Genomic DNA, 20,102 nt, shown 5'->3' with positions numbered 1-20,102 from the left:
CTTATTCTCTCCCTATATGTTTGTTTATTTTAAATTAGAAAGTCTTTCAGACTGACTTAAAATGTCAGTCACACGTACGCCAAAGTTCTCATCAATGACAACAACTTCTCCTTTGGCGACGATTCGTTTGTTGACCAGAATGTCGACTGGCTCACCTGCAAGTTTGTCCAGTTCAATGATACTTCCAGCGGAAAGTTCAAGTACTTCTTTCACACTGCGCTGCGTTCTTCCAAGCTCCACTGTAATGGAAAGTGGAATATCCATCAGCATATCAAGATTACCGAGCTGACTTGTTGTATGCTGAGGCTCACTAAATGCCTCAAATTCAACTGGCGCCACATTGACAGGTTCTGCCGGCTTTGGTTTCGCCTGTCTTTTCGGCGGTGCCGATTGCTGCATAGGAGCAGATTGTGCTTGCGGAGCAGCCTGCTGTGGTTCAGGTGCACTCTGAGGTGCTTCTTGAACCGGCTCTTCTTCCGCTGGGTCTGTTAATTCTGCAATCAAATCTTTCGCAAACGTAATAGGGTAAAGCTGCATAATATTTGAATCTATGAGTTCACCTATCGTTAATCTAAAGGACACTTTGACAAGCATCTCTTCAGCTGGAATGCGGTCTGTGCCTTCTCCTTCTTTCACATCAAGCAACTCAACGCGAGGCGGAGAAATATCAATCTTTTTATTAAAGACTGTTGACATGGACGTCGCTGCTGAACCCATCATTTGGTTCATCGCTTCTTGTACTGCACTTAAGTGAATTTCACTTAACGACGGGTCAGCATTTGTTCCATCTCCGCCCATCATTAAATCCGCAATGACTGCCGCATCGGTTTGCTGGATGACAAGCAGGTTACTAGCGCTGAAGCCTTCCGTATAATTCACTTCAATTGCGACATACGGATGAGGAAATTCCTCATTCAGCTTGCTTTTTTGAATCACTGTGACAGTTGGAGTTGTAATCTCCACTTTTTGACTTAATAGGGTTGAAAGTGCTGTTGCAGAGCTTCCAAATGATATATTTCCGATTTCCCCAATGGCATCTTGTTCCATTGCAGAAAGGAGTGTATCAGGCTCTATATCGTCATTGCTGCCTCCTTTAAGGAGCGCATCGATTTCATCTTGTGATAATTTACTTCCGTTATTCTCCATCTTCTTCACCTCTTATGTCGTGATCTAGAATTTGAATCGCCTGTTTCCGATTCACGCGGCCGGCCTGTCCCAAGAATTTCGGTTTATTTCCGACCATAACAGTAAGAGGCGCATTTACTGGTTTGTCCAAGGCAATACAATCACCAATTTCCAAATTCAAAAACTCTTCCACCGTCATTTCCGATTGTCCAAGCTCTGCGACTACCGGTATTTTCGCCGTCATAATCCGTTTTTCAATGGCCTTTGTTTCTTCTTGTTTCGGTTCATTTCGTTCCGATTGCATCCAGTAGTGTACAGACAGCTTCGGAATAATAGGCTCTAATACTACGTGAGGAATACAGAGATTAATAACCCCGCTTACCTCACCAATTTGTGTATTAAGAGAAATGACGACAACTGTTTCGTTTGGTGACACCATTTGAACAAACTGGGGATTTACCTCGAAATCTGCCATTTCTGGCTCGATGTCGGTTATGGACTGCCACGCTTCTCTGTAGTTTTCCAAAGCTCCCTCAAACATGTTTGAGATAATCTTTGTTTCGATTTCTGTCAGTGATTCTGTCTTATTATGACTAATGCCAATCCCACCCATCAGCCTATCCATCATGGCATAGCCAATCGTTGGGTTCACTTCAAGCATGATTCTTCCTTCAAGCGGGCTGACGTAAAATAAGTTTAATAATGTCATATTAGGAATCGAACGAATAAATTCTTCATATGGCACTTGGTCAACCGAGCTGACAGAAATTTGAATATATGATCTTAGCTGCGCTGAAAAGTGTGTGGTAAGCAGTCTAGCGAAGTTATCATGAATTCTTGTTAAACTTCGAATCTGGTCTTTTGAAAAGCGCAGTGCACGTTTAAAGTCATACACTTTCACTTTTTTCGTCGTTTCTTCTTTTTTCAGCTCTTCTGCATCCATTTCGCCTGTTGATATGGCGGATAATAATGCATCGATCTCATTCTGGGAAAGCACTTCTCCTGACATTTCTTCACCTCCATCGTGTCAATTAATCGCCTCTATTGCAGATTAAAGGAGGTTATATAAACTTCTTTCACCTTGCCATCTTGCAAATAGTTATTCACTTTGTTTTTGACCTGTGTTTTAAAATGTTCTCTGCCTTTTTTGCCATCAAGTTCATCTGCATTCGTGTCTGATAAAATGTCGATCACAGCATCCTTCACTTGGAAGCTTCTTTTTTCAAGCTCTTCTTTGGCTTTTTCTGAATCTGTTTCAATATTTAGTACAAGTTTGACCGCATTTCCTTCAGATTTTAAATTGGTCACAATCTCAGGAATTTCAACAGAAGCTTTTACGACTTCATCTGCTGTTGGCTCTTTTTCTGCTTTTGCTTCGTCTGACCCATTCACCAGAAAGACAATACCTGCTCCAATTCCGACGATAGCAATAATCATGATTAGCATTACTACGACTAATTTCTTCTTCATTCAAACTCCTCTATTCCTTGATTCAATGAAATGACTTGGATTTTTCTATAGAAAGAAATGATTTTCTCCTGAAGCTGCTCTTCATCTTCTTTCACAACGAATTTCTTTCCATTGGCGAGTGTAATGGTCGTGTCTGGAAAGCTTTCGATTTGCTCGATATGGAGAGCGTTGAGCATAAATCCTTTGCCATTTAATCTTGTCACTTCAATCATATTAAGCAGAGAAGCGATAAACCGCTCCTCCTACCTCCTATCGTTTCAGATTCACAAGTTCTTGCAGAATTTCATCAGATGTTGTGATCGTCTTTGCATTCGATTGGAATCCACGCTGTGCGATAATCATTTCTGTAAACTCATCTGTTAAATCAACGTTTGACATTTCAAGTTTACCTGTTTGGACGACGCCCGTTCCTTGTTCACCTGGTACGATTGGATTACTTGGAGCACCTGAGCTTAACGTTTGGCGGTAAAGGTTGTCACCAACTTTGTCTAGCCCTCCTGCGTTACGGAAAGATACGAGTGATATTTGACCAACGGTTCTTGATACATTGTTTTCAACAACCGAAATCGTTCCATCTGGACCAACACTTACACTTGAAACACCGTCTGGAATCGTTATCTTTTGTCCATTCATTCCAAGTAGATAATTTCCATCAGGGGTGACTAAGCTTCCCTCTGAATCAGTGTCGAAATTTCCTGTTCTTGTATAAAGAACTTCTCCTTGAACTTCAATACGGAAAAACCCATCTCCATTGATATAGAAGTCGTAAGGTTCATTTGTATTTTGAGAAGATCCCGCTGACATGATTTTATCGATTGAAGATAAAGATGACCCTAAACCAATTTGCTTTGAGTTGATTGAACCAGAGTTGTTCGTTGGCCCACCAGAACTTCCAATGGTTTGGCTGACCATATCTTTAAACGTGATACGGCTTTTTTTGTATCCGTGTGTGTTGACGTTGGCTACGTTGTTGGCTACAACATCTAATTTTGATTGGAAGTTTTTCATTCCACTAATTCCTGAGTAAAGTGAGCGTAACATTTATTTTCCTCCTCGATTTGCTTACGATTTTTCTCCAACAGTTGTAACGTCCCAAGGGCTGATTTTCGTTCCATCTTCTAAATATAGGAAGTATTCATTGTTTATGTTTTTCACAGACTTCACAGTGCCAGATATGTCTTTATCATCTTGTTTACCCGCTACTTCTTTACCAATCCAGCCTACATATGTCGTAAATGGATCTTGGTGTGCAACAAATGTAGACATGATCTGATTCATTTTGGTGATTGATTCATTCATATTCATTTGCTGTTCTAAAGAAGAAAATGTTGCAAGCTGTGTGACAAACTCACGGTCATCAATCGGGTTTGTCGGATCTTGGTTTTGAAGCTGCGTAAGCAAGATTTTCAAGAACTGATCTCGGCCAAGTGTATCTGTTTTCTTTGCTGCGTTTGAAGAAGTGTCCGCTTGTGCGGCTGTTCTATTCGTCGCATCAACAGTTGCCATTAGATCTCCTCCTCTTCTTCTTCTGATCCAACAAGCGCATCTAGTACATCTTGGAATTCAGCTTCCTGTTCATCAGGCTGCTGGAAACTTTGTCCTTTTGATGGCTGCTGCTTGCCTTCCTCATTAAATTGTCCAAAAGACGGTTGCTCATTTGACTGAAGCGGTATATGGAAACGGTCAACTTGAACCGACATATTCGGTAGCGCCTGCTTGAGCTGAGGCAGATGATGCTCGAGCAGCTCTTTTGCTGCTTGCGTTGAAGCTGTAATTTTACTCGCATACATCCCGTTTTGTTTCGTTAGCTGGATGGTGATAAACCCGAGATTTTCTGGATTTAATCGTACGGTAAACCGTCCGCTTGAATTGCCAAATGGTGTGAACTTCATTTGTTTCCACGTATTTAAAATCTGCTGATCAACCGTGCCTGGCTTTTCGTCAGTTGTTTGCGTCTGCTGCATAGGAGCAGCTGATTGCAGTTGGAAAAACTGTTTATGCCCTGGAAGCAGCGTATGGGTGATTGTTTTTTCAGAAGCAGGTGCCGCAGTGCCTTGACCTTTGATGACTTCTTTCTTCATAAGCCATTCAAGTGAGGCAGCACCTTTTGCTGGAGATGAGAAGGAAGATTCTTGCCTTGGAGCAACCATTTCTTTTAACTCTCCTAAGGAAATTTTCCATTCTTTATCTGACCCTTTCGCATTCGCCATCATATGATCGATTAACTGATTAAAGTGTTTCAGCTCGCTTTGCGACATATTATTCAGCTTAGGTGCCGATCCTTGCGAGAAGAACTGCTCTTTTACTTGTTGAATGAGCTTTTCATCTGCTCCGTTTTTCGTTAGAAACTTGATGAAATCTTCACCTTTTGCTTGAATATCCTGTACAAGTTTTGCATCAAAGCTCACCGGCTGCTGATTCAGTATTTGATATAAGAAAAAGTGGACTTGTATGAGCTGTTCACTATGTTCAGCAACTGGCTTCTCATCCTGATCGCCATAGATAACCGATTCCATCTTTTGAAATAGCTCTTCAAGTGACTTTAAGTCAGCCCCTTCAAGCTTTTGACCTTGCAGCGCCTGAAGTGCCGTAAGAAGATCTCCATCTATTCCTTCTTCAGGTGATTGCATCCATCTTTCAATGATTTGCATCGCATCATTCATGGATAGAGTGATTTCCGCTGGTTGAGAAATAGCTGGACCACTTTGAATACCTGCGCCATTTAACAATTGTTTAAACAGGCCGCGAGCAGATACTGCCCCCTCTCCCTTTAGTCCCGAGAGACTTTGGGAAGATTGCTGTAAGGCTCCAATGTCCAATAGCTTCACTTATTGTCCACCCCCATTTTCACTTTCTTCTTTTTTGGCAAGCTCCTTCGTGAACGTTGCTGCCTTCTGAGGTGTCAGTTTTGCTAATATGTCCGTCAGCTTATTTTTACTCAGTTCTTCAAGGATCTTCAAAGCTTCTTTATCACTTAGCTCTGATAAAATTTTGGCAGATTTCCCTGCATCCATGCTTTCATAAATGCTGGCGACCTTTCCTTTTGATTGCTGGTTAGAAGATGCTGACGAATCAGAGGAAGATCCTGATGCGTTATTACTTGATGATGTACTGTTTGATGAACTGTCACTTGCTGACGTGTTCTCTTTATCAGATGTTTTTTCAAGTGAATTGATTTTTTGATTCAATCGTTTAATCTCTTCATCACTTGTCTTCAAGTCTTTTTGAGCAATTTCAAGTTCATTCTCTTGTTCTTTAATCGTCTTTTTCAACGCTTTCAACTCTGTATCACGTTGATCGTTATTTGAAGATGACGTTTTTGATGTGTCATCTGATCCAACCAAGCTGCTAATCCCCGGAATGTTTTGGAGCGGTTTCTTTAGATCATAACCCGCCATATAAAGGATTGTGCCCGTCACGATCACAAGCACAACCAATGGGATAATGACAATAAACAAGATCCATTGAAATTTACCGCCGCCACTTGATTCCTTTGTTTTTTCCTTCTTAGGCATTCATCTCGACTCCTAATGTCCTTGAAACATGAATTGGCTGATAGAGATATCATCCATTTCTTTCATTTCAATTGCCTTATGTTCAAGGGAGAACTTTTCAAATTGCTTTTCTTTCATTTTTTCAAACTTTTTAAACTCAATATTTTTTTCAGTTAAATCAGATTGTTTTTCATTCATTTGATGGCGTTTCATGATCACAAGCTGCTGATAATGATGAATGGTGTTATCTAAGTTCGTCACAAATTGCTGGTAATGACGCATTTCTTGAACACTCATCCCACTTCTCAGCTTTTCTTCTTTGCTCTTTTCCATTAGCTCTTTTTTACTCATATTTTCATAGAGTTTTTCAGCGGCTTGCTCAAATGCCGAAACGGATTGTTGATACGCTGCGAGTGATTTGTCTTTTTCACTTTCTTTCAATTCTAAGAGCTTTTGAAATTTGTATTGATATCTCACTGTTTTTGTCAATCCTCTCTATTCATCAAACTGAGCAATATCCTCACGCTGTCTTCAATCGATACAGCCTCTTCAACGTCCTGCTTCAAAAATGAAATCAGTTGTGGGTAAGCTTGCATGGCCTCATCAATATCTTTAGAGGAGCCTTTTTTATATGCTCCAATGTTAATGAGGTCTTCAGCGTTTTGATATGTGGATAAAAGCTGGCGGAACCGGTTAGCCGCTTCCTTGTGATCATGACTTGCGATATTACTCATGACACGACTGATACTTTTCAGAATATTGACAGCTGGAAACTGTCCTTTGTTGGCCAATGCACGATCAAGTACTATGTGGCCATCTAAAATCCCCCGCACTGTATCAGCGATCGGCTCATTCATATCGTCACCATCAACAAGCACTGTGTAAAACGCTGTGATGGAACCAAGTTGATTTGTTCCAGTTCGTTCTAGCAATTTTGGCAGTATAGCGAACACTGAAGGCGTATATCCTTTTGTTGTTGGCGGTTCACCGGTTGCAAGTCCTATTTCCCGCTGTGCCATGGCGACCCTTGTGACAGAATCCATCATAAACATGACATTTTTTCCTCTGTCTCTGAAATATTCGGCAATAGCTGTTGCAGTATAGGCTGCTTTTAATCTTGTCAGTGCGGGCTGATCTGAAGTTGCGACAACAACAATCGAACGCTTCAGTCCTTCAGCTCCTAAATCTTTTTCGATAAACTCGCGAACTTCACGTCCACGCTCTCCAACAAGTGCAATGACATTGAGATCCGCTTCTGTCTGCTTGGCAATCATCCCCATCAAGGTACTTTTACCAACACCGCTTCCCGCGAATATGCCAATTCTTTGACCAGTGCCGACTGTGAGCAAGCTGTCGATCACTCTGACACCAACGCCCATTTTTTCACGAATAGGCGGTCTGTCCATCGGGTTTGGAGGAGATTGTTCTGTTGAGACAGGTGCAAGTCCTTTAGGAAGCATGCTGCCGTCCAGTGGATCACCGAAGGCATCAACAACCTGCCCGATTAAACCAGTTCCTACTTTGACCTTTAACGACTCACCTGTTGCTTCAACAAGACTGCCTGGTGAGATGTTAGAGGCTTCTACGTAGGGCATGAGCAAAATGTTTTCATCTTTAAAGCCAACGACTTCTGCTTTGATCGGATGATTCTTGCTCCCTTTTTTGTGAATCAGACATACATCACCGATTGAGCTTTCTGGCCCCTTGGACTCGATCATCAGTCCAACAACTCGATTGACTTTACCAAAACGTTTATAAGGATCGGCGGTTTCAATCGTTTCTTTTAGCACATCTATGTTCATTTGTGATCACCTGAATCAATGACTTCTAATAACTTTTCTTTTAACTGATTCATTTGGGTATCAACACTCGCTTCCACTTTTCCAAAGCTTGTTTCGACGTAACAAGTACCTTTTGGTGCTTTTTCATCCGAGTAAATGGCAAGATGTGTATTCTTTTGAAGGATTCTATTTAATTCGTCTTTATATTCCATCACATGTTCGTAATGTGCAGGGTCGACATAGATGGAAATATCGTCATATTCTTTCACTTCTGAAATGACCTGCTTCACTAGCGTTAAAAATTGTTCTTTTGTGTCCTCAGCTGCATTCCATACTCGTTTAGCGAGCTCAAAGGCAAGTTCGACAATTTCTTCAGCAGAGCTTTCAATTTTTGCTTCATAGTCCTGCTTTGCAAGGCTGACAATGTCATTCGCTTGATCAAGAATCGATTGATACTGTAAAGTCGCATCTGCTTCGCCCTTTTGAAAACCATCTTGATATCCTGTTTGTTTCGCTTCTTCAATGAGCTGTACTCTTTCTGCTTCAAAATCAGCTCGCCGCTGATTGATTTCAGCCATTGTTTGTTCCAGCTCACGATTTGCTTGTTCTAAAATACGGCTCGCTTCATCTTGTGCATCACTTAATACAAGTTGAGATGCTTCTGTTTCGTTGACAAGCTCTTCTTCGTGATGTTCTCTTTTGAATTCCACTTGCTGCAAGGGAATGGTTTGACGGCCTTGTTCAGGAATAACAGATGTTTCATGTTTGATAATCCTAGACAATGATATCGTCTCCTCCACCTCGAGCTATGACGATTTCTCCAGCCTCTTCAAGTCGTCTTACGATGCTGACAATACGAGTCTGTGCTTCCTCGACATCTCTAAGCCGGACAGGTCCCATAAACTCCATTTCTTCTTTGAACGTTTCGACCATACGCTGCGACATGTTGCGGAAGACAATTTCTTTGACTTCTTCGCTTGCCACTTTGAGTGCAAGTAGTAAATCGTCATTTTCAACATCTCGAATCACGCGCTGAATGGCTCTGCTATCAAGAGTGACAATGTCTTCAAAGACAAACATACGTTTCTTAATTTCATCAGCAAGCTCAGGATCTTGAATTTCTAGTGTATCTAAAATGGTTTTCTCCGTTGCACGGTCTACACCATTCAGGACTTCGACTACCGCTTCGACTCCGCCCGTTTGGGTATAATCTTGCGTAAAGGTTGAAGAGAGCTTTTGTTCAAGAATACGTTCCACCTCATTGATGATCTCTGGAGATGTGCGGTCCATTAAAGCAATTCTTCTTGCAACCTCAGTTTGTACTTCCTCGCCTAACTCAGATAAAATCTGTCCAGCCTGTACTGGATCTAGGTAGGAAAGAATGAGCGCAATGGTTTGTGGATGCTCATGCTGGATAAAGTTTAAAATTTGCTCTGGGTCAGCCTTTCTAGCAAAATCAAATGGTTTCACTTGAAGTGAGGATGTTAAGCGATTTAAGATGCTGTCCGCTTTGTCCTCACCAAGCGCTTTTTCAAGCACTTGTCTTGCGTACATAAGGCCGCCTTGTGATATGTAGTCCTGCGCGATGGCAATGCTGTGAAATTCTTCGATGATCTCATCTTTTTTAGCAGTATCTACACTTCTTACATTTGAAATTTCTAATGTTAATTTTTCTATTTCGTCTTCAGACAGATGTTTGTATACAGATGCTGACACGTCTAGCCCTAAGGAAATCATTAGGATTGCTGCTTTTTGTCTGCCTGTTAGTCGATTTGGATCTTTTCTCGACATGTGTATTCCTCCTAATCCTCGGACAGCCAGCTGCGTAGCAATTTAGCAAAGTCTTCTGGTTTATCTTTTGCCATTTTTTCAAGCTGATTTTTTCTCACCATTTCTTCTGTTTCTGGCTCAGTATCGATATCAGGAACATGGATTGGTGTACGTTCATCAAACTCAAACTCTTCTTCCTCTTCTTTTCTTCGCTTACGTACGAGAAGGATAATGAGAGCGATAATGGCAAGTAGTAGCACACCGCCAACAATATAAACCCAAATCGGAATATTGTTTGAAGGGTTTTCTGCTGCCGTTTGCTGTTTACCGTCTAATTTTGATACAGATAAAACGATTTTGTTATCTAAGTCAGCTTGAGTGAGCGCTTGACCGTTTGTGTATTCTTTATCAATCGATGTACTGATGATGGTTGAAAGAATTTTTTTGATATCATCCTGCCTTTCAGCAGTTAATGAGTTCGGATCGTTTGCAGTAGGCGGTTCAACTAGTGCCTGAATGCCAACGTCTCTGATTTTATAAGGACTTTCTTTGATATCTTTATGAATGCGGTTGACTTCATAATTGATACGATCTTCGCTCTTTTCGTAATCTCCGCTTCCATTCGTTCCATCGGCACCTTGATAATTTGTGACATCATCGTCACCTGTTCCAGCGGTGCCTCCAGCTGCTGCGCCACTACCTGAATAAGTTTCAGCAATCTTTTCAGCGCTGACAGCAATTCCTTGCATGTTTTCTTGATCAACTGGTTCGACAAGATCTTCTTTTCTTTTTTCTTCAGTAAAATCAATGTCTGTAGTGACCGATACGGCAACTTTCTCTTGACCCATCATCGTTCCAAGCAGCTGTTGAATTTTTCGTTGAAGATTCTTTTCAATCTCCTCTTTTTTCTGCTGCTGTGCATCCATTCCACTTGCATAGGAATCTGAGCTGCTGTTTAAGTCATAGTAGTTGGAATCTTGGTCCATAATGACAATGTTTTCTGTTTTTAAATTCGGCACACTTTTTGAAATAAGATGATAAAGGCCTTTTACTTGTTGCTGAGTAAGCGTGTAGCCTGGTTGAACTTGCAGCACAATTGATGCTGATGCATTACTTTGCTCTTCTCCAACAAAAACGGAATCTTTTGGCAGGTTAATCATAACCTTTGAATCTTTAATCCCATCAATCGTGTTGATCAGATTGGATAGTTCTGTCTGAGTTGCGTCTACTTTCAGAACATCAAATTCATTATCTGTTAAACCGAAGCCGGAATTGTTCGCAAAGAAGGAGTAATCAATATTCCCCGTTTTAGGAAGTCCTTCAGATGCAAGTGTTACTTTTAAAGTGTCTGCTTGCTTTTCAGGAACTAAAATCGTCGTTCCGTTATTTGCAAGTTCCGATTTAACGTTTTTGCCATCCAGTTCCTGTTTGATTTGTCCTGCTTCTGCCTCAGACAAATCTCTAAACAACGGAACCATTTTTTCAGAAGAAGCAAAGATGCTAACAACCGTAATAATGATTGCTAGGGCAGCTACGCCGCCAATCATGAGTATTTTTTGTAATTTTGATCGATTTCGCCAAAACTCAACTGTTTTTGTTCTTAATTGCATTAAAGTACGATTCATCTTAACCCCCGGTCATTCCATTCAGTCTATTTTTTGTCCACCAGCACCTCCTACATCTGCATTCTCATAATCTCTTGGTACGCTTCGACTGCTTTATTCCGAAACTCGGTTGCAGCTGTGAGTGTCACACTCGCTTTTTGTGAAGCAATCATGACTTCATCGAGATTGACATCTTTCCCTTGTGCGAGAGCATTCGTATACTGGTCTGATTTCAGCTGTGATTGATTTAATGCCTCAATGGAATTCTTCAGCACATCAGAGAAATTCGTTTGACTTTTAGGTGCAGCCGCCTGCACAGACGATGCATTCGTCAATTCACTTGCTTGCTGAGCGGTTTGAAGCTGGAAAGGAGATATTGCGTTAACCAATTCTTTTCACCTTACTTTCCTATTTCTAAAGCTTTCATCAGCATGCTTTTATTCGCATTCAGCGCGGTCACGTTTGCTTCATATGACCTTGAGCTGCTGATGAGATCAACCATTTCCTTTAATGGATCAACGTTTGGTGTTTGAACATATCCATTTTCATTGGCATCGGGATTTGTAGGATCATATTGAAGGTTGAATGGAGTTTCGTCTTCAGTAATTTTTGTTACTTTGACGCCGTTTCCTAATTTGCCGCTCGAATTCATGCTTGAGTTCAATATAGATGAAAATGATTCACCTGACGGCTGTAATGTGACGAGCTTGCGTCTATAAGGCTCCCACTTGCCATCAACCTGTTTAGCTCTTGTTGTATCCATATTCGCAAGGTTCGAGGATACAACGTCCATTCTGAGCCTCTGTGCTGTTAATGCTGAGGCCGAAGCGTTAACGCCTGAAAAAATCGACATCACTTACCTCCTGTCAAAACTGTTTTAAGAGAATTGAACTTTCCGCTCATTCTTTCAACCAACGCATTATACTGAATTTGGTTTTTAGCGAGTTCACTCATCTCTTGATCAATATCGACATTATTTCCGTTTTCTTGATAAGAAGTACGGTTACTCGAAACAACTGAATAATTAGACCCTGTTTCAGAAAAATCAATGTGACCTTGGTATGTTTTTTTAGCATCTAATTTGATTGACGCATCATTTAGCATGTCGTGGAATGCAACTTTTTTAGACTTGTAGTTCGGTGTGTCTATATTCGCGATATTATTGCTTATGACTTTTTGCTTAACATTCGCTCTGCCCAAGGCATTCTCAAGGTTGCTTATCGTTCCAGAAAATATATCCAAAACCATATACCTCCAATCATATGTATTTCATTCCATTTAATCATGTCGAGATTTGTAAAACCATATGTTCATTGTAAGAAATAATAGGATTAAAGTCTATGATGTAATTGTAAAAAAAACTCGTAATATATATCTATTTTACGAATAGGTATAAAGACCTAGATTCAAAGCACTACAGAATTGTAAGGGGTTTCTTGGAAAAAAGAGTGTCATTTTTCGGACAAATCCTCTTTTTTTATACAAAAAAACCCTTTTCAGCGTTTATTTCGGCCGAAAAGGGTTTTTTGATTAGTGAGATTTTAAATTTTCAAGTTCAATTAAAAATTTGTTGTTTAATACTTTGATGTATGTTCCCTTCATTCCAAGAGAACGAGATTCAATAACGCCTGCACTTTCTAATTTACGAAGTGCGTTTACGATCACTGAACGAGTGATTCCTACACGGTCAGCAATCTTACTTGCCACAAGCAGCCCTTCGTTGCCATCAAGTTCTTCAAAGATATGCTCAATCGCCTCAAGCTCACTATATGAAAGAGAACTGATTGCCATTTGAACAACCGCTTTACTTCTTGCTTCTTCTTCAATTTCTTCCGCTTTCTCGCGAAGAATCTCCATTCCAACAACTGTTGCGCCGTATTCAGCAAGAATTAAATCATCATCTTTGAATGTATCTTGCAAACGAGAAAGGATTAACGTCCCTAAGCGGTCTCCGCCTCCGATAATTGGCACAATCGTTGTCAAACCGGATTGGAATAAATCACGGTTCTCAATCGGGAAAGCTGTGTACTCACTGTTGATGTCAAGGTTTGAAGATGTTTCAGGGACATTGAATAAGCTTTTTGTATATTCTTCAGGGAACTGACGATCTTCCAGCATTTTTTTCATACGTGCATTTTCAATCTGCTGGTTAATAGAGTAGCCAAGAAGCTTCCCTCTTCTGCTTAATACGAAAATGTTTGAATCAATGACATCTCTCAGTGTTTCTGCCATTTCTTTAAAATTAACCGGTTTCCCCGCTGCATCTTGCAGCATCGAGTTAATAATCCTTGTTTTTTGTAGTAACGCCATAATAATGATCCTCCTAGATTACTTTATTCATTTGTTAAAGTATAAATTGACTTAAGTCTTTGTTATTTGCAATCTTTCCTAGCTTCTCTTCTACATACTGAGGGGTAATGGTCACTGTTTCCATTGTAATATCAGGCGCCTCAAATGAGAGCTCTTCTAGCAGCTTCTCAAGTATGGTGTGAAGCCTTCTTGCACCGATGTTATCCGTCTCCTGATTGACGTGATAAGCCACTTCGGCAATCTTATGAATAGCATCGTCAGAAAATTCAAGAGATATACCTTCTGTTTCAAGTAAAGCCTTATATTGCTTTAATAACGCGTTATCTGGTTCCGTTAAGATTTTCACAAAGTCTTCTATACTTAATTTATCTAATTCTACACGGATTGGGAAGCGTCCTTGAAGCTCTGGAATCAAATCCGAGGGTTTCGCCATATGAAAAGCACCTGCTGCTACAAATAGAACATGATCTGTTTTCACAGCCCCATACTTCGTCATCACAGTGGAACCTTCTACAATCGGTAAAATATCACGTTGAACCCCTTCACGAGAAACATCTGCAGACGATGTACCACCGCTTTTGGCAATTTTATCGATTTCATCGATAAAGATGATTCCTTGCTGCTCTGCTTTTTGCACGGCTTCCTGACCGACTTCATCCATATCAATCAGTTTTGAAGCTTCCTCAGCAGTTAACGCTTTTCTCGCTTCTCTGACGGTCAGCTTTCTGCGTTTTTTCTTTTTAGGCATGAGATTGCTAAGCGCATCCTGCATGTTCATACCCATTTGCTCCATACCCGAGCCTTGAAGCATATCAAACATGGAAGGCTGCTGCTCTTCAACTTCAATCGTGACGTAATGGTCTTCAAGTTCACCCATCGCCAGCTGGTGCGCAATGCGTTTTCTCGTCGACTCAAGCTCTACTTCTTCACTTGAGTGATCTCGATCACTTTCATCAGCATCAGAACCACCAAACAGCATCTCAAAAGGATTTTTCACAGACTGACTTTTTTTCTTTCCAGGAACAAGTAGATGAACAAGCCGTTTGTTTGCTTGTTTTTCCGCTTCTTCTTGAACATCCTTCATTTTTTCTTCTTTGACTAGTCTGATTGCTGTTTCCACTAAATCTCTGACCATTGATTCTACGTCACGTCCGACATATCCAACTTCAGTAAACTTCGTCGCTTCCACTTTAATGAAAGGTGCACCAGAAATCCTTGCAATTCTGCGGGCAATTTCTGTTTTCCCCACACCTGTCGGACCAATCATTAAGATGTTTTTAGGAACGACTTCATCCTTTAGCTTATCATGTAAAAGACTTCTTCTGTAACGGTTTCTTAAAGCCACCGCCACTGCTTTTTTCGCATCAAGCTGACCAATAATGTACTGATCGAGCTTTTCAACTATCTCTCTTGGGGTGAACGGCTTTTTCTCCATACGTCTCATGTCCTTTCTATTCAAGCTCTTCTAAAGTGATTTGATCGTTCGTGTAGACACAGATTTCTCCGGCCGTTTCAAGAGCCGCCTTTGCAATCTCTCGAGCTGAGAGATGGTCACCTGCATGTTTTTTGAGTGCTCTCCCGGCGCTAAGCGCGTAGTTGCCGCCTGACCCGATAGCCAAAATGCCATCGTCTGGCTCGATGACCTCTCCTGTTCCAGATACGAGCAGGATGCTTTCTTTATTCATGACGATAAGCATGGCCTCAAGCTGTCTGAGCATCTTGTCACTCCGCCATTCTTTCGCCAGTTCTACAGCTGCTCGTTTTAGGTTACCACCGTATTCTTCAAGCTTCGTTTCAAACTTCTCAAAGAGTGTAAATGCATCTGCAACTGAACCAGCAAAACCTGCGAGTACTTTGCCTCCGAAAAGACGGCGCACTTTTTTTGCTGTGTGTTTCATGACGACAGCCTGCCCAAAAGTGACTTGACCGTCTCCAGCCATCGCACTTTTTCCTTTATGTTGAACGGCAAAGATTGTGGTTGCATGAAATGATGACATGAAAAAACCTCCTTTTAGGATCGTTTAAAAGCCCTTGGGTGATGAGACATGTACGTTTTTCTTAAAGAATCTTTTGATACATGCGTGTACACCTGTGTTGATGATAAATTTGAGTGACCGAGAAGTTCTTGAACACTTCTTAAATCCGCTCCCTCGTTTAAAAGATGCGTAGCAAAGGTGTGCCTTAACATGTGTGGATGGATATGTAATGTGCCAGACGCCTTTTTCATTAATTCAGTTAGAATGAATCGAACGCCTCTATCTGTAAGAGGAGCTCCGCGCTGATTCAAAAACACATGTGAATCAGCACGATCCTTTCCCTTCACTTTCAGCTTCTGCCTTCCATCCTCTAAATATGTGGAGAGCGCTTCATGTGCATAAGATCCGAAAGGTACATACCGCTGTTTGCTGCCTTTCCCATGTACAAGCACTGTATCCATCGATAAATCAAGATCAGATTCTTTTAATGAACATAACTCACTGACCCTCATACCTGTTGCATAAAGTAGTTCTAAAATGGCTTGATTTCTTTGACCAAGCGGTGTATTTACATCAGAAACTGTAAATAGCTCTTTTAGTTCCTCTTCATACAAAAATGAAGGAATTCGCTTATCCTGCTTTGGTAAGCTAACGAGTAAAAAAGGATTTTCTTTCACAAGCTGTTCTCTTAATAAAAATTTATAAAAGCTGCGAAGTGCAGAGACTTTCTTACTAATCGTTCTTCTTGTAAGGCCTTTTTCATAAGCTTCTGTTAAATAAATTCTCGTATCTTGATAGGATACCTCTTCAAAACCGTCTATTCCTTGAATGTTCATAAATCTGACAAACTCTTCAATCGCCTCAGTATAACCTGAGATCGTTAAAGCTGAATAGTTCTTTTCAATCTGCAAATATTCAATGAATAAGTGGACAAGACGCTGTTTATCTGTCATTTTTACACCTCTTTAAGGCTTTTAAATGGTATCACATATCTTGCTTTCCGTGCAATGTTTTACTACAGAGATTTCGAAATAGTTTGAATAGTTTCGATTGCGCGTTTAGCGTACTCTGCATAGCGCTCTTGTTTGTTTTTAATTCGAACGCCAAGATCTTTCAGCAATCCAAAGTTTGCATTCATCGGCTGGAAGCTTTTCTTGTTTGTTGATGTGATGTAGTAAGCCATACTGCCAATCGCTGTTTCTTCTGGAAGTGTCACAAGCTCTTCTCCTTTAACAAAACGAGCTGCATTGATTCCAGCCACTAATCCTGAAGCCGCGGACTCAACATATCCTTCAACACCAGTCATTTGTCCGGCAAAGAATAAGTCGTCTCTATTTTTAAATTGATACGTCGGTTTTAGAAGGCTTGGCGAGTTAATAAATGTATTACGATGCATCACACCATAGCGAACAATCTCAGCCTCTTCAAGACCTGGGATCAAACGGAATACTTCCTTTTGATCGCCCCACTTTAGATGTGTTTGGAAACCAACAATATTATATAAAGTACCTGCTGCATCATCCTGTCTTAATTGAACAACAGCGTAAGGTCTTTTTCCTGTTTTTGGATCTTCAAGTCCAACTGGTTTCATCGGGCCAAAGAGCATGGTTTTTTTCCCTCTTTTGGCCATGACTTCAATGGGCATACAGCCTTCGAAGAAGATTTCTTTTTCGAACTCTTTTAACGGCACAGTTTCAGCAGAAATGAGCGCCTCATAAAAACGATCGAATTCTTCTTCTGTCATCGGACAGTTTAAATAAGCCGCTTCCCCTTTATCATAACGTGATTTCAAGTACACTTTATCCATATCGATGCTGTCTTTCTCGAGGATCGGCGCTGCTGCATCGTAGAAATATAAATACTCTTCACCTGTTAAAGATTTTAATTCTTTTGAAAGTGCTTCTGATGTAAGAGGACCCGTTGCGATAATCGTCGGACCTTCTGGAATGCTTTGCACTTCTTCTTGAAAGACCGTCACATTCGGGTGATTTTTCACGCGGTCTGTGACGTTCGCTGCAAATTCATGACGATCTACTGCAAGCGCTCCACCAGCAGGAACCGAGCTTTCATCTGCTGCTGCGATGATTGCTGAATCTAAATGACGCATTTCTTCCTTTAAAACACCTACTGCGTTCGTTAAAGCATTCGCACGCAATGAGTTACTGCATACGAGCTCCGCAAATTTATCAGTGTGGTGAGCTGGTGTTTGTTTGACAGGTCTCATTTCATACAGATGGACTTTAATTCCGCGCTTGGCAATTTGCCATGCCGCTTCACTTCCTGCTAAACCTGCTCCGATCACATTTACAAATTGACTCATTGTACAACTCTCCTATTTCGTAAGTTCTATTTGATGACATAAAAAAGCAGGTGAACAAGGCTGCTCACCGCTATTTTTGTTGTTCCTCTTTATAATCACAGTTCACACATTGAACTTGAATGCCTTTTTTCAGCTTTTTCTCTACAAGCATATTTTCGCATTTTGGACACTTTCTTTCAATTGGTTTGTCCCAAGAGACGAATTCACACTCTGGAAAACGATCGCAACCGTAAAAAATGCGGCGCTTCTTAGATTTCCGTTCAACGATATTTCCTTCGTGACAAGTCGGGCATTTGACACCAATATCTTTGACAATTGGTTTTGTGTTACGGCAGTCAGGGAAATTAGAGCATGCCATGAACTTACCGTATCTCCCCATTTTGTACACCATTGGATGACCACACTCTTCGCAATCAACTCCGGCGTATTCAGGCTCGATCTCAACTTCCTGCATCTCTGCTTCTGCTTTTTCTACCCGTTTTGCAAAATCTTGATAGAAACTGTCGATAATGCGTACCCATTCAATCGTACCTTCTTCAACGCTATCAAGTTCTTTTTCCATTTTCGCAGTAAATTCTACGTTAATGATTTCAGGGAAGAATTCAATAATTAAGTTGAGCACAATCTCTCCAAGCTCTGTTGGAATAAACCGTTTGTTATCAAGTGCCACGTAGCCACGCTTTTGAATGGTATCTAATGTTGGTGCATACGTAGATGGGCGGCCAATACCTAGCTCTTCAAGGGTTTTGACAAGTCTTGCCTCAGTGTAACGTGGAGGCGGCTGCGTGAAGTGCTGCTCTGGTTCAATATCTTTTGAAAGAACGGTGTCTCCCTCTTTCAGATCAGGAAGCATTTTGTCCTTTTCTTCTAACTGGTCGTCCTTCCCTTCAACATATACTTTCATAAATCCAGGGAATTTCACCTTACTTCCATTTGCACGGAAAGTAAGCCCGTTATTTTCAAGATCCACACTCATTGTATCAAGAACAGCTGGTGCCATTTGGCTTGCCACAAAACGTTCCCAAATCAATTTATAAAGACGAAGCTGATCTCTACTTAGCACATGTTTAACATCTGCTGGTTTTCTTAGCGTAGAAGTCGGACGGATGGCTTCGTGAGCATCCTGTGCATTTTCGTTCTTTTTGGCAGTACGTTTTGTTGTATTCAAGAAATTCTTGCCGTACGTTTGATCAATGAAAGCAGATACTTCTTCAATTGCCGTATTGGAAATACGTGTTGAGTCCGTTCTCATATATGTAATGAGACCTACTGTACCTTCTTTACCAAGATCAATTCCTTCATATAATTGCTGTGCAATCATCATCGTTTTCTTCGCACGGAAGTTTAGTTTTCTCGCTGCCTCTTGTTGTAAGGTAGATGTTGTAAACGGAACAGCTGGGTTGCGTTTACGTTCTTTTTTCGTCACTTTTTCAACAGAAAACTTGCTTCCTTTTAATTTCGAAAGGATTTCTTTTACATCTTCTTTTGTTTTTAGCGGATGTTTTTTGCCATTTACGCCAAAGAAACTCGCTTCAAAACTTTCTTTCCCTTTTAGGAAGGTGCCATCAATTGTCCAGTATTCTTCTGGTTTGAATTCATTAATTTCATTCTCGCGGTCAATAATCAGGCGGAGTGCAACTGATTGAACACGACCGGCGCTTAAGCCCTTTTTGACTTTCTTCCATAAAATCGGGCTGATTTTATATCCAACGAGACGATCTAAAATCCGTCTTGCCTGTTGCGCATCAACCAAGTCCATATCGATCATACGTGGATGTTTAAAGGAATCTTTAATTGCATCTTTTGTAATCTCGTTAAAGACAACGCGGCAATCTGAAGAGAGGTCAAGGTCAAGGCTGTGGGCTAAATGCCAAGCAATCGCTTCTCCCTCTCTGTCGGGGTCAGCTGCGAGATATACTTTTTTTGCTTTCTTCGCTGCTGTTTTTAATTCTTTTAAGACTGGACCTTTTCCTCGAATCGTAATATATCTCGGTTCGAAGTCATGCTCAGTGTCAACACCAAGCTGACTTTTCGGTAAATCCCTTACGTGCCCCATTGAAGCCTTTACTTTATACTTTTTTCCTAAATAACGCTCAATCGTTTTCGCCTTTGCTGGCGACTCAACGATGACTAAATAATCAGCCATACTCAAAATCCCCCTTAAGAGGTGTTCTCTCTTTATCCATTTCACAAATTTATATTTATGTTAATTGCACCTATCTAACAGGCAATCGTTAAAAATTCTTTATGAT

The 20,102-nt window shown here is 40.9% G+C and carries 22 protein-coding genes; all 22 read right to left on the bottom strand.

The features are described from left to right. Positions 1-24 precede the first annotated feature (24 nt). Positions 25-1,146 (bottom strand): flagellar motor switch phosphatase FliY, encoded by a 1,122-nt coding sequence (gene fliY / locus ABG082_RS07940; protein WP_007499588.1) that lies wholly within the window; start codon positions 1,144-1,146, stop codon positions 25-27. Next, positions 1,136-2,134: a flagellar motor switch protein FliM gene (fliM, locus tag ABG082_RS07935; protein ID WP_008354483.1), complete on the bottom strand. Its 999-nt coding sequence runs from the start codon at positions 2,132-2,134 to the stop codon at positions 1,136-1,138. Before fliM ends, fliY begins: the two co-directional genes overlap by 11 nt. 32 nt (positions 2,135-2,166) lie before the next feature. After that, the gene (gene fliL, locus ABG082_RS07930) at positions 2,167-2,595 is read right to left on the bottom strand and encodes a flagellar basal body-associated protein FliL (RefSeq protein WP_007499592.1); all 429 of its coding nucleotides are present in this window, start codon (positions 2,593-2,595) and stop codon (positions 2,167-2,169) included. Continuing rightward, on the bottom strand, positions 2,592-2,807 hold the full coding sequence (locus ABG082_RS07925; protein WP_008344794.1) for a flagellar FlbD family protein: 216 nt from the start codon (positions 2,805-2,807) through the stop codon (positions 2,592-2,594). Before ABG082_RS07925 ends, fliL begins: the two co-directional genes overlap by 4 nt. Positions 2,808-2,844: 37 nt before the next feature. Further along, a complete protein-coding gene (gene flgG, locus ABG082_RS07920; RefSeq protein ID WP_017359086.1) occupies positions 2,845-3,636 on the bottom strand; it encodes a flagellar basal body rod protein FlgG in 792 nt (263 codons plus the stop codon). A 21-nt stretch (positions 3,637-3,657) separates the two neighbouring features. Continuing rightward, a complete protein-coding gene (gene flgD / locus ABG082_RS07915) occupies positions 3,658-4,101 on the bottom strand; it encodes a flagellar hook assembly protein FlgD (protein WP_017359087.1) in 444 nt (147 codons plus the stop codon). Then, the gene (locus tag ABG082_RS07910) at positions 4,101-5,423 is read right to left on the bottom strand and encodes a flagellar hook-length control protein FliK (protein WP_203085356.1); all 1,323 of its coding nucleotides are present in this window, start codon (positions 5,421-5,423) and stop codon (positions 4,101-4,103) included. Before ABG082_RS07910 ends, flgD begins: the two co-directional genes overlap by 1 nt. Beyond that, positions 5,424-6,110 carry a MotE family protein gene (locus tag ABG082_RS07905; protein ID WP_017359089.1) on the bottom strand — a complete coding sequence of 229 codons (687 nt, stop codon included), beginning with the start codon at positions 6,108-6,110 and terminating at the stop codon, positions 5,424-5,426. A gap of 12 nt (positions 6,111-6,122) precedes the next feature. Further along, positions 6,123-6,566: a flagellar export protein FliJ gene (gene fliJ, locus ABG082_RS07900; RefSeq protein WP_024720352.1), complete on the bottom strand. Its 444-nt coding sequence runs from the start codon at positions 6,564-6,566 to the stop codon at positions 6,123-6,125. A gap of 8 nt (positions 6,567-6,574) precedes the next feature. Further along, complete coding sequence (gene fliI, locus ABG082_RS07895) at positions 6,575-7,891, bottom strand: flagellar protein export ATPase FliI (protein WP_008344803.1); 1,317 nt, start codon at positions 7,889-7,891, stop codon at positions 6,575-6,577. Continuing rightward, entirely contained in the window at positions 7,888-8,652 is a 765-nt protein-coding gene (gene fliH, locus ABG082_RS07890; RefSeq protein WP_017359090.1) for a flagellar assembly protein FliH, read from the bottom strand. The genes fliI and fliH overlap by 4 nt, the downstream gene beginning before the upstream one ends. Next, positions 8,645-9,661: a flagellar motor switch protein FliG gene (fliG, locus tag ABG082_RS07885; protein ID WP_008344808.1), complete on the bottom strand. Its 1,017-nt coding sequence runs from the start codon at positions 9,659-9,661 to the stop codon at positions 8,645-8,647. The genes fliH and fliG overlap by 8 nt, the downstream gene beginning before the upstream one ends. 11 nt (positions 9,662-9,672) lie before the next feature. Beyond that, positions 9,673-11,265 carry a flagellar basal-body MS-ring/collar protein FliF gene (gene fliF, locus ABG082_RS07880; RefSeq protein WP_210552433.1) on the bottom strand — a complete coding sequence of 531 codons (1,593 nt, stop codon included), beginning with the start codon at positions 11,263-11,265 and terminating at the stop codon, positions 9,673-9,675. A 50-nt stretch (positions 11,266-11,315) separates the two neighbouring features. Beyond that, complete coding sequence (gene fliE, locus ABG082_RS07875; RefSeq protein WP_007499609.1) at positions 11,316-11,633, bottom strand: flagellar hook-basal body complex protein FliE; 318 nt, start codon at positions 11,631-11,633, stop codon at positions 11,316-11,318. A gap of 11 nt (positions 11,634-11,644) precedes the next feature. Then, the gene (flgC, locus tag ABG082_RS07870) at positions 11,645-12,097 is read right to left on the bottom strand and encodes a flagellar basal body rod protein FlgC (protein ID WP_007499610.1); all 453 of its coding nucleotides are present in this window, start codon (positions 12,095-12,097) and stop codon (positions 11,645-11,647) included. Beyond that, the gene (gene flgB / locus ABG082_RS07865; RefSeq protein WP_198406498.1) at positions 12,097-12,486 is read right to left on the bottom strand and encodes a flagellar basal body rod protein FlgB; all 390 of its coding nucleotides are present in this window, start codon (positions 12,484-12,486) and stop codon (positions 12,097-12,099) included. Before flgB ends, flgC begins: the two co-directional genes overlap by 1 nt. A gap of 288 nt (positions 12,487-12,774) precedes the next feature. Beyond that, complete coding sequence (gene codY, locus ABG082_RS07860; protein ID WP_041108981.1) at positions 12,775-13,554, bottom strand: GTP-sensing pleiotropic transcriptional regulator CodY; 780 nt, start codon at positions 13,552-13,554, stop codon at positions 12,775-12,777. Between the two features lie 34 nt (positions 13,555-13,588). Further along, entirely contained in the window at positions 13,589-14,989 is a 1,401-nt protein-coding gene (gene hslU / locus ABG082_RS07855; protein ID WP_017367242.1) for an HslU--HslV peptidase ATPase subunit, read from the bottom strand. A 16-nt stretch (positions 14,990-15,005) separates the two neighbouring features. Continuing rightward, positions 15,006-15,551 carry an ATP-dependent protease subunit HslV gene (gene hslV, locus ABG082_RS07850; RefSeq protein WP_007499614.1) on the bottom strand — a complete coding sequence of 182 codons (546 nt, stop codon included), beginning with the start codon at positions 15,549-15,551 and terminating at the stop codon, positions 15,006-15,008. A 14-nt stretch (positions 15,552-15,565) separates the two neighbouring features. Further along, positions 15,566-16,483, bottom strand: coding sequence for a tyrosine recombinase XerC (gene xerC, locus ABG082_RS07845; RefSeq protein ID WP_007499616.1), 918 nt, complete (start codon positions 16,481-16,483; stop codon positions 15,566-15,568). Between the two features lie 62 nt (positions 16,484-16,545). After that, on the bottom strand, positions 16,546-17,850 hold the full coding sequence (gene trmFO, locus ABG082_RS07840; protein WP_007499618.1) for an FADH(2)-oxidizing methylenetetrahydrofolate--tRNA-(uracil(54)-C(5))-methyltransferase TrmFO: 1,305 nt from the start codon (positions 17,848-17,850) through the stop codon (positions 16,546-16,548). Positions 17,851-17,920: 70 nt separating this feature from the next. After that, positions 17,921-19,996 (bottom strand): type I DNA topoisomerase, encoded by a 2,076-nt coding sequence (gene topA, locus ABG082_RS07835; RefSeq protein ID WP_008344821.1) that lies wholly within the window; start codon positions 19,994-19,996, stop codon positions 17,921-17,923. Between the last annotated feature and the right edge of the window lie 106 nt (positions 19,997-20,102).

Origin of the sequence: Bacillus sp. BS1807G30, from assembly GCF_040047675.1 — a bacterium.
Lineage (GTDB): Bacteria > Bacillota > Bacilli > Bacillales > Bacillaceae > Bacillus > Bacillus altitudinis.
The sequence above is the reverse complement of the archived record's forward strand: the minus strand, read 5'-3'. Positions and strand labels throughout refer to the sequence as shown.

Bases quoted from the DNA above. Each gene is read 5' to 3' on its own strand.
- fliM (WP_008354483.1), bottom strand. From the start codon at position 2,134: ATGTCAGGAGAAGTGCTTTCCCAGAATGAGATCGATGCATTATTATCC.
- hslV (WP_007499614.1), bottom strand. From the start codon at position 15,551: ATGTCATCATTTCATGCAACCACAATCTTTGCCGTTCAACATAAAGGA.
- hslU (WP_017367242.1), bottom strand. From the start codon at position 14,989: ATGGAGAAAAAGCCGTTCACCCCAAGAGAGATAGTTGAAAAGCTCGAT.
- fliL (WP_007499592.1), bottom strand. From the start codon at position 2,595: ATGAAGAAGAAATTAGTCGTAGTAATGCTAATCATGATTATTGCTATC.
- flgG (WP_017359086.1), bottom strand. From the start codon at position 3,636: ATGTTACGCTCACTTTACTCAGGAATTAGTGGAATGAAAAACTTCCAA.
- topA (WP_008344821.1), bottom strand. From the start codon at position 19,996: ATGGCTGATTATTTAGTCATCGTTGAGTCGCCAGCAAAGGCGAAAACG.
- ABG082_RS07925 (WP_008344794.1), bottom strand. From the start codon at position 2,807: ATGATTGAAGTGACAAGATTAAATGGCAAAGGATTTATGCTCAACGCT.
- flgD (WP_017359087.1), bottom strand. From the start codon at position 4,101: ATGGCAACTGTTGATGCGACGAATAGAACAGCCGCACAAGCGGACACT.
- trmFO (WP_007499618.1), bottom strand. From the start codon at position 17,850: ATGAGTCAATTTGTAAATGTGATCGGAGCAGGTTTAGCAGGAAGTGAA.
- ABG082_RS07905 (WP_017359089.1), bottom strand. From the start codon at position 6,110: ATGCCTAAGAAGGAAAAAACAAAGGAATCAAGTGGCGGCGGTAAATTT.
- fliY (WP_007499588.1), bottom strand. From the start codon at position 1,146: ATGGAGAATAACGGAAGTAAATTATCACAAGATGAAATCGATGCGCTC.
- codY (WP_041108981.1), bottom strand. From the start codon at position 13,554: ATGGCGTTACTACAAAAAACAAGGATTATTAACTCGATGCTGCAAGAT.
- flgC (WP_007499610.1), bottom strand. From the start codon at position 12,097: ATGTCGATTTTTTCAGGCGTTAACGCTTCGGCCTCAGCATTAACAGCA.
- fliF (WP_210552433.1), bottom strand. From the start codon at position 11,265: ATGAATCGTACTTTAATGCAATTAAGAACAAAAACAGTTGAGTTTTGG.
- xerC (WP_007499616.1), bottom strand. From the start codon at position 16,483: ATGACAGATAAACAGCGTCTTGTCCACTTATTCATTGAATATTTGCAG.
- fliG (WP_008344808.1), bottom strand. From the start codon at position 9,661: ATGTCGAGAAAAGATCCAAATCGACTAACAGGCAGACAAAAAGCAGCA.
- fliI (WP_008344803.1), bottom strand. From the start codon at position 7,891: ATGAACATAGATGTGCTAAAAGAAACGATTGAAACCGCCGATCCTTAT.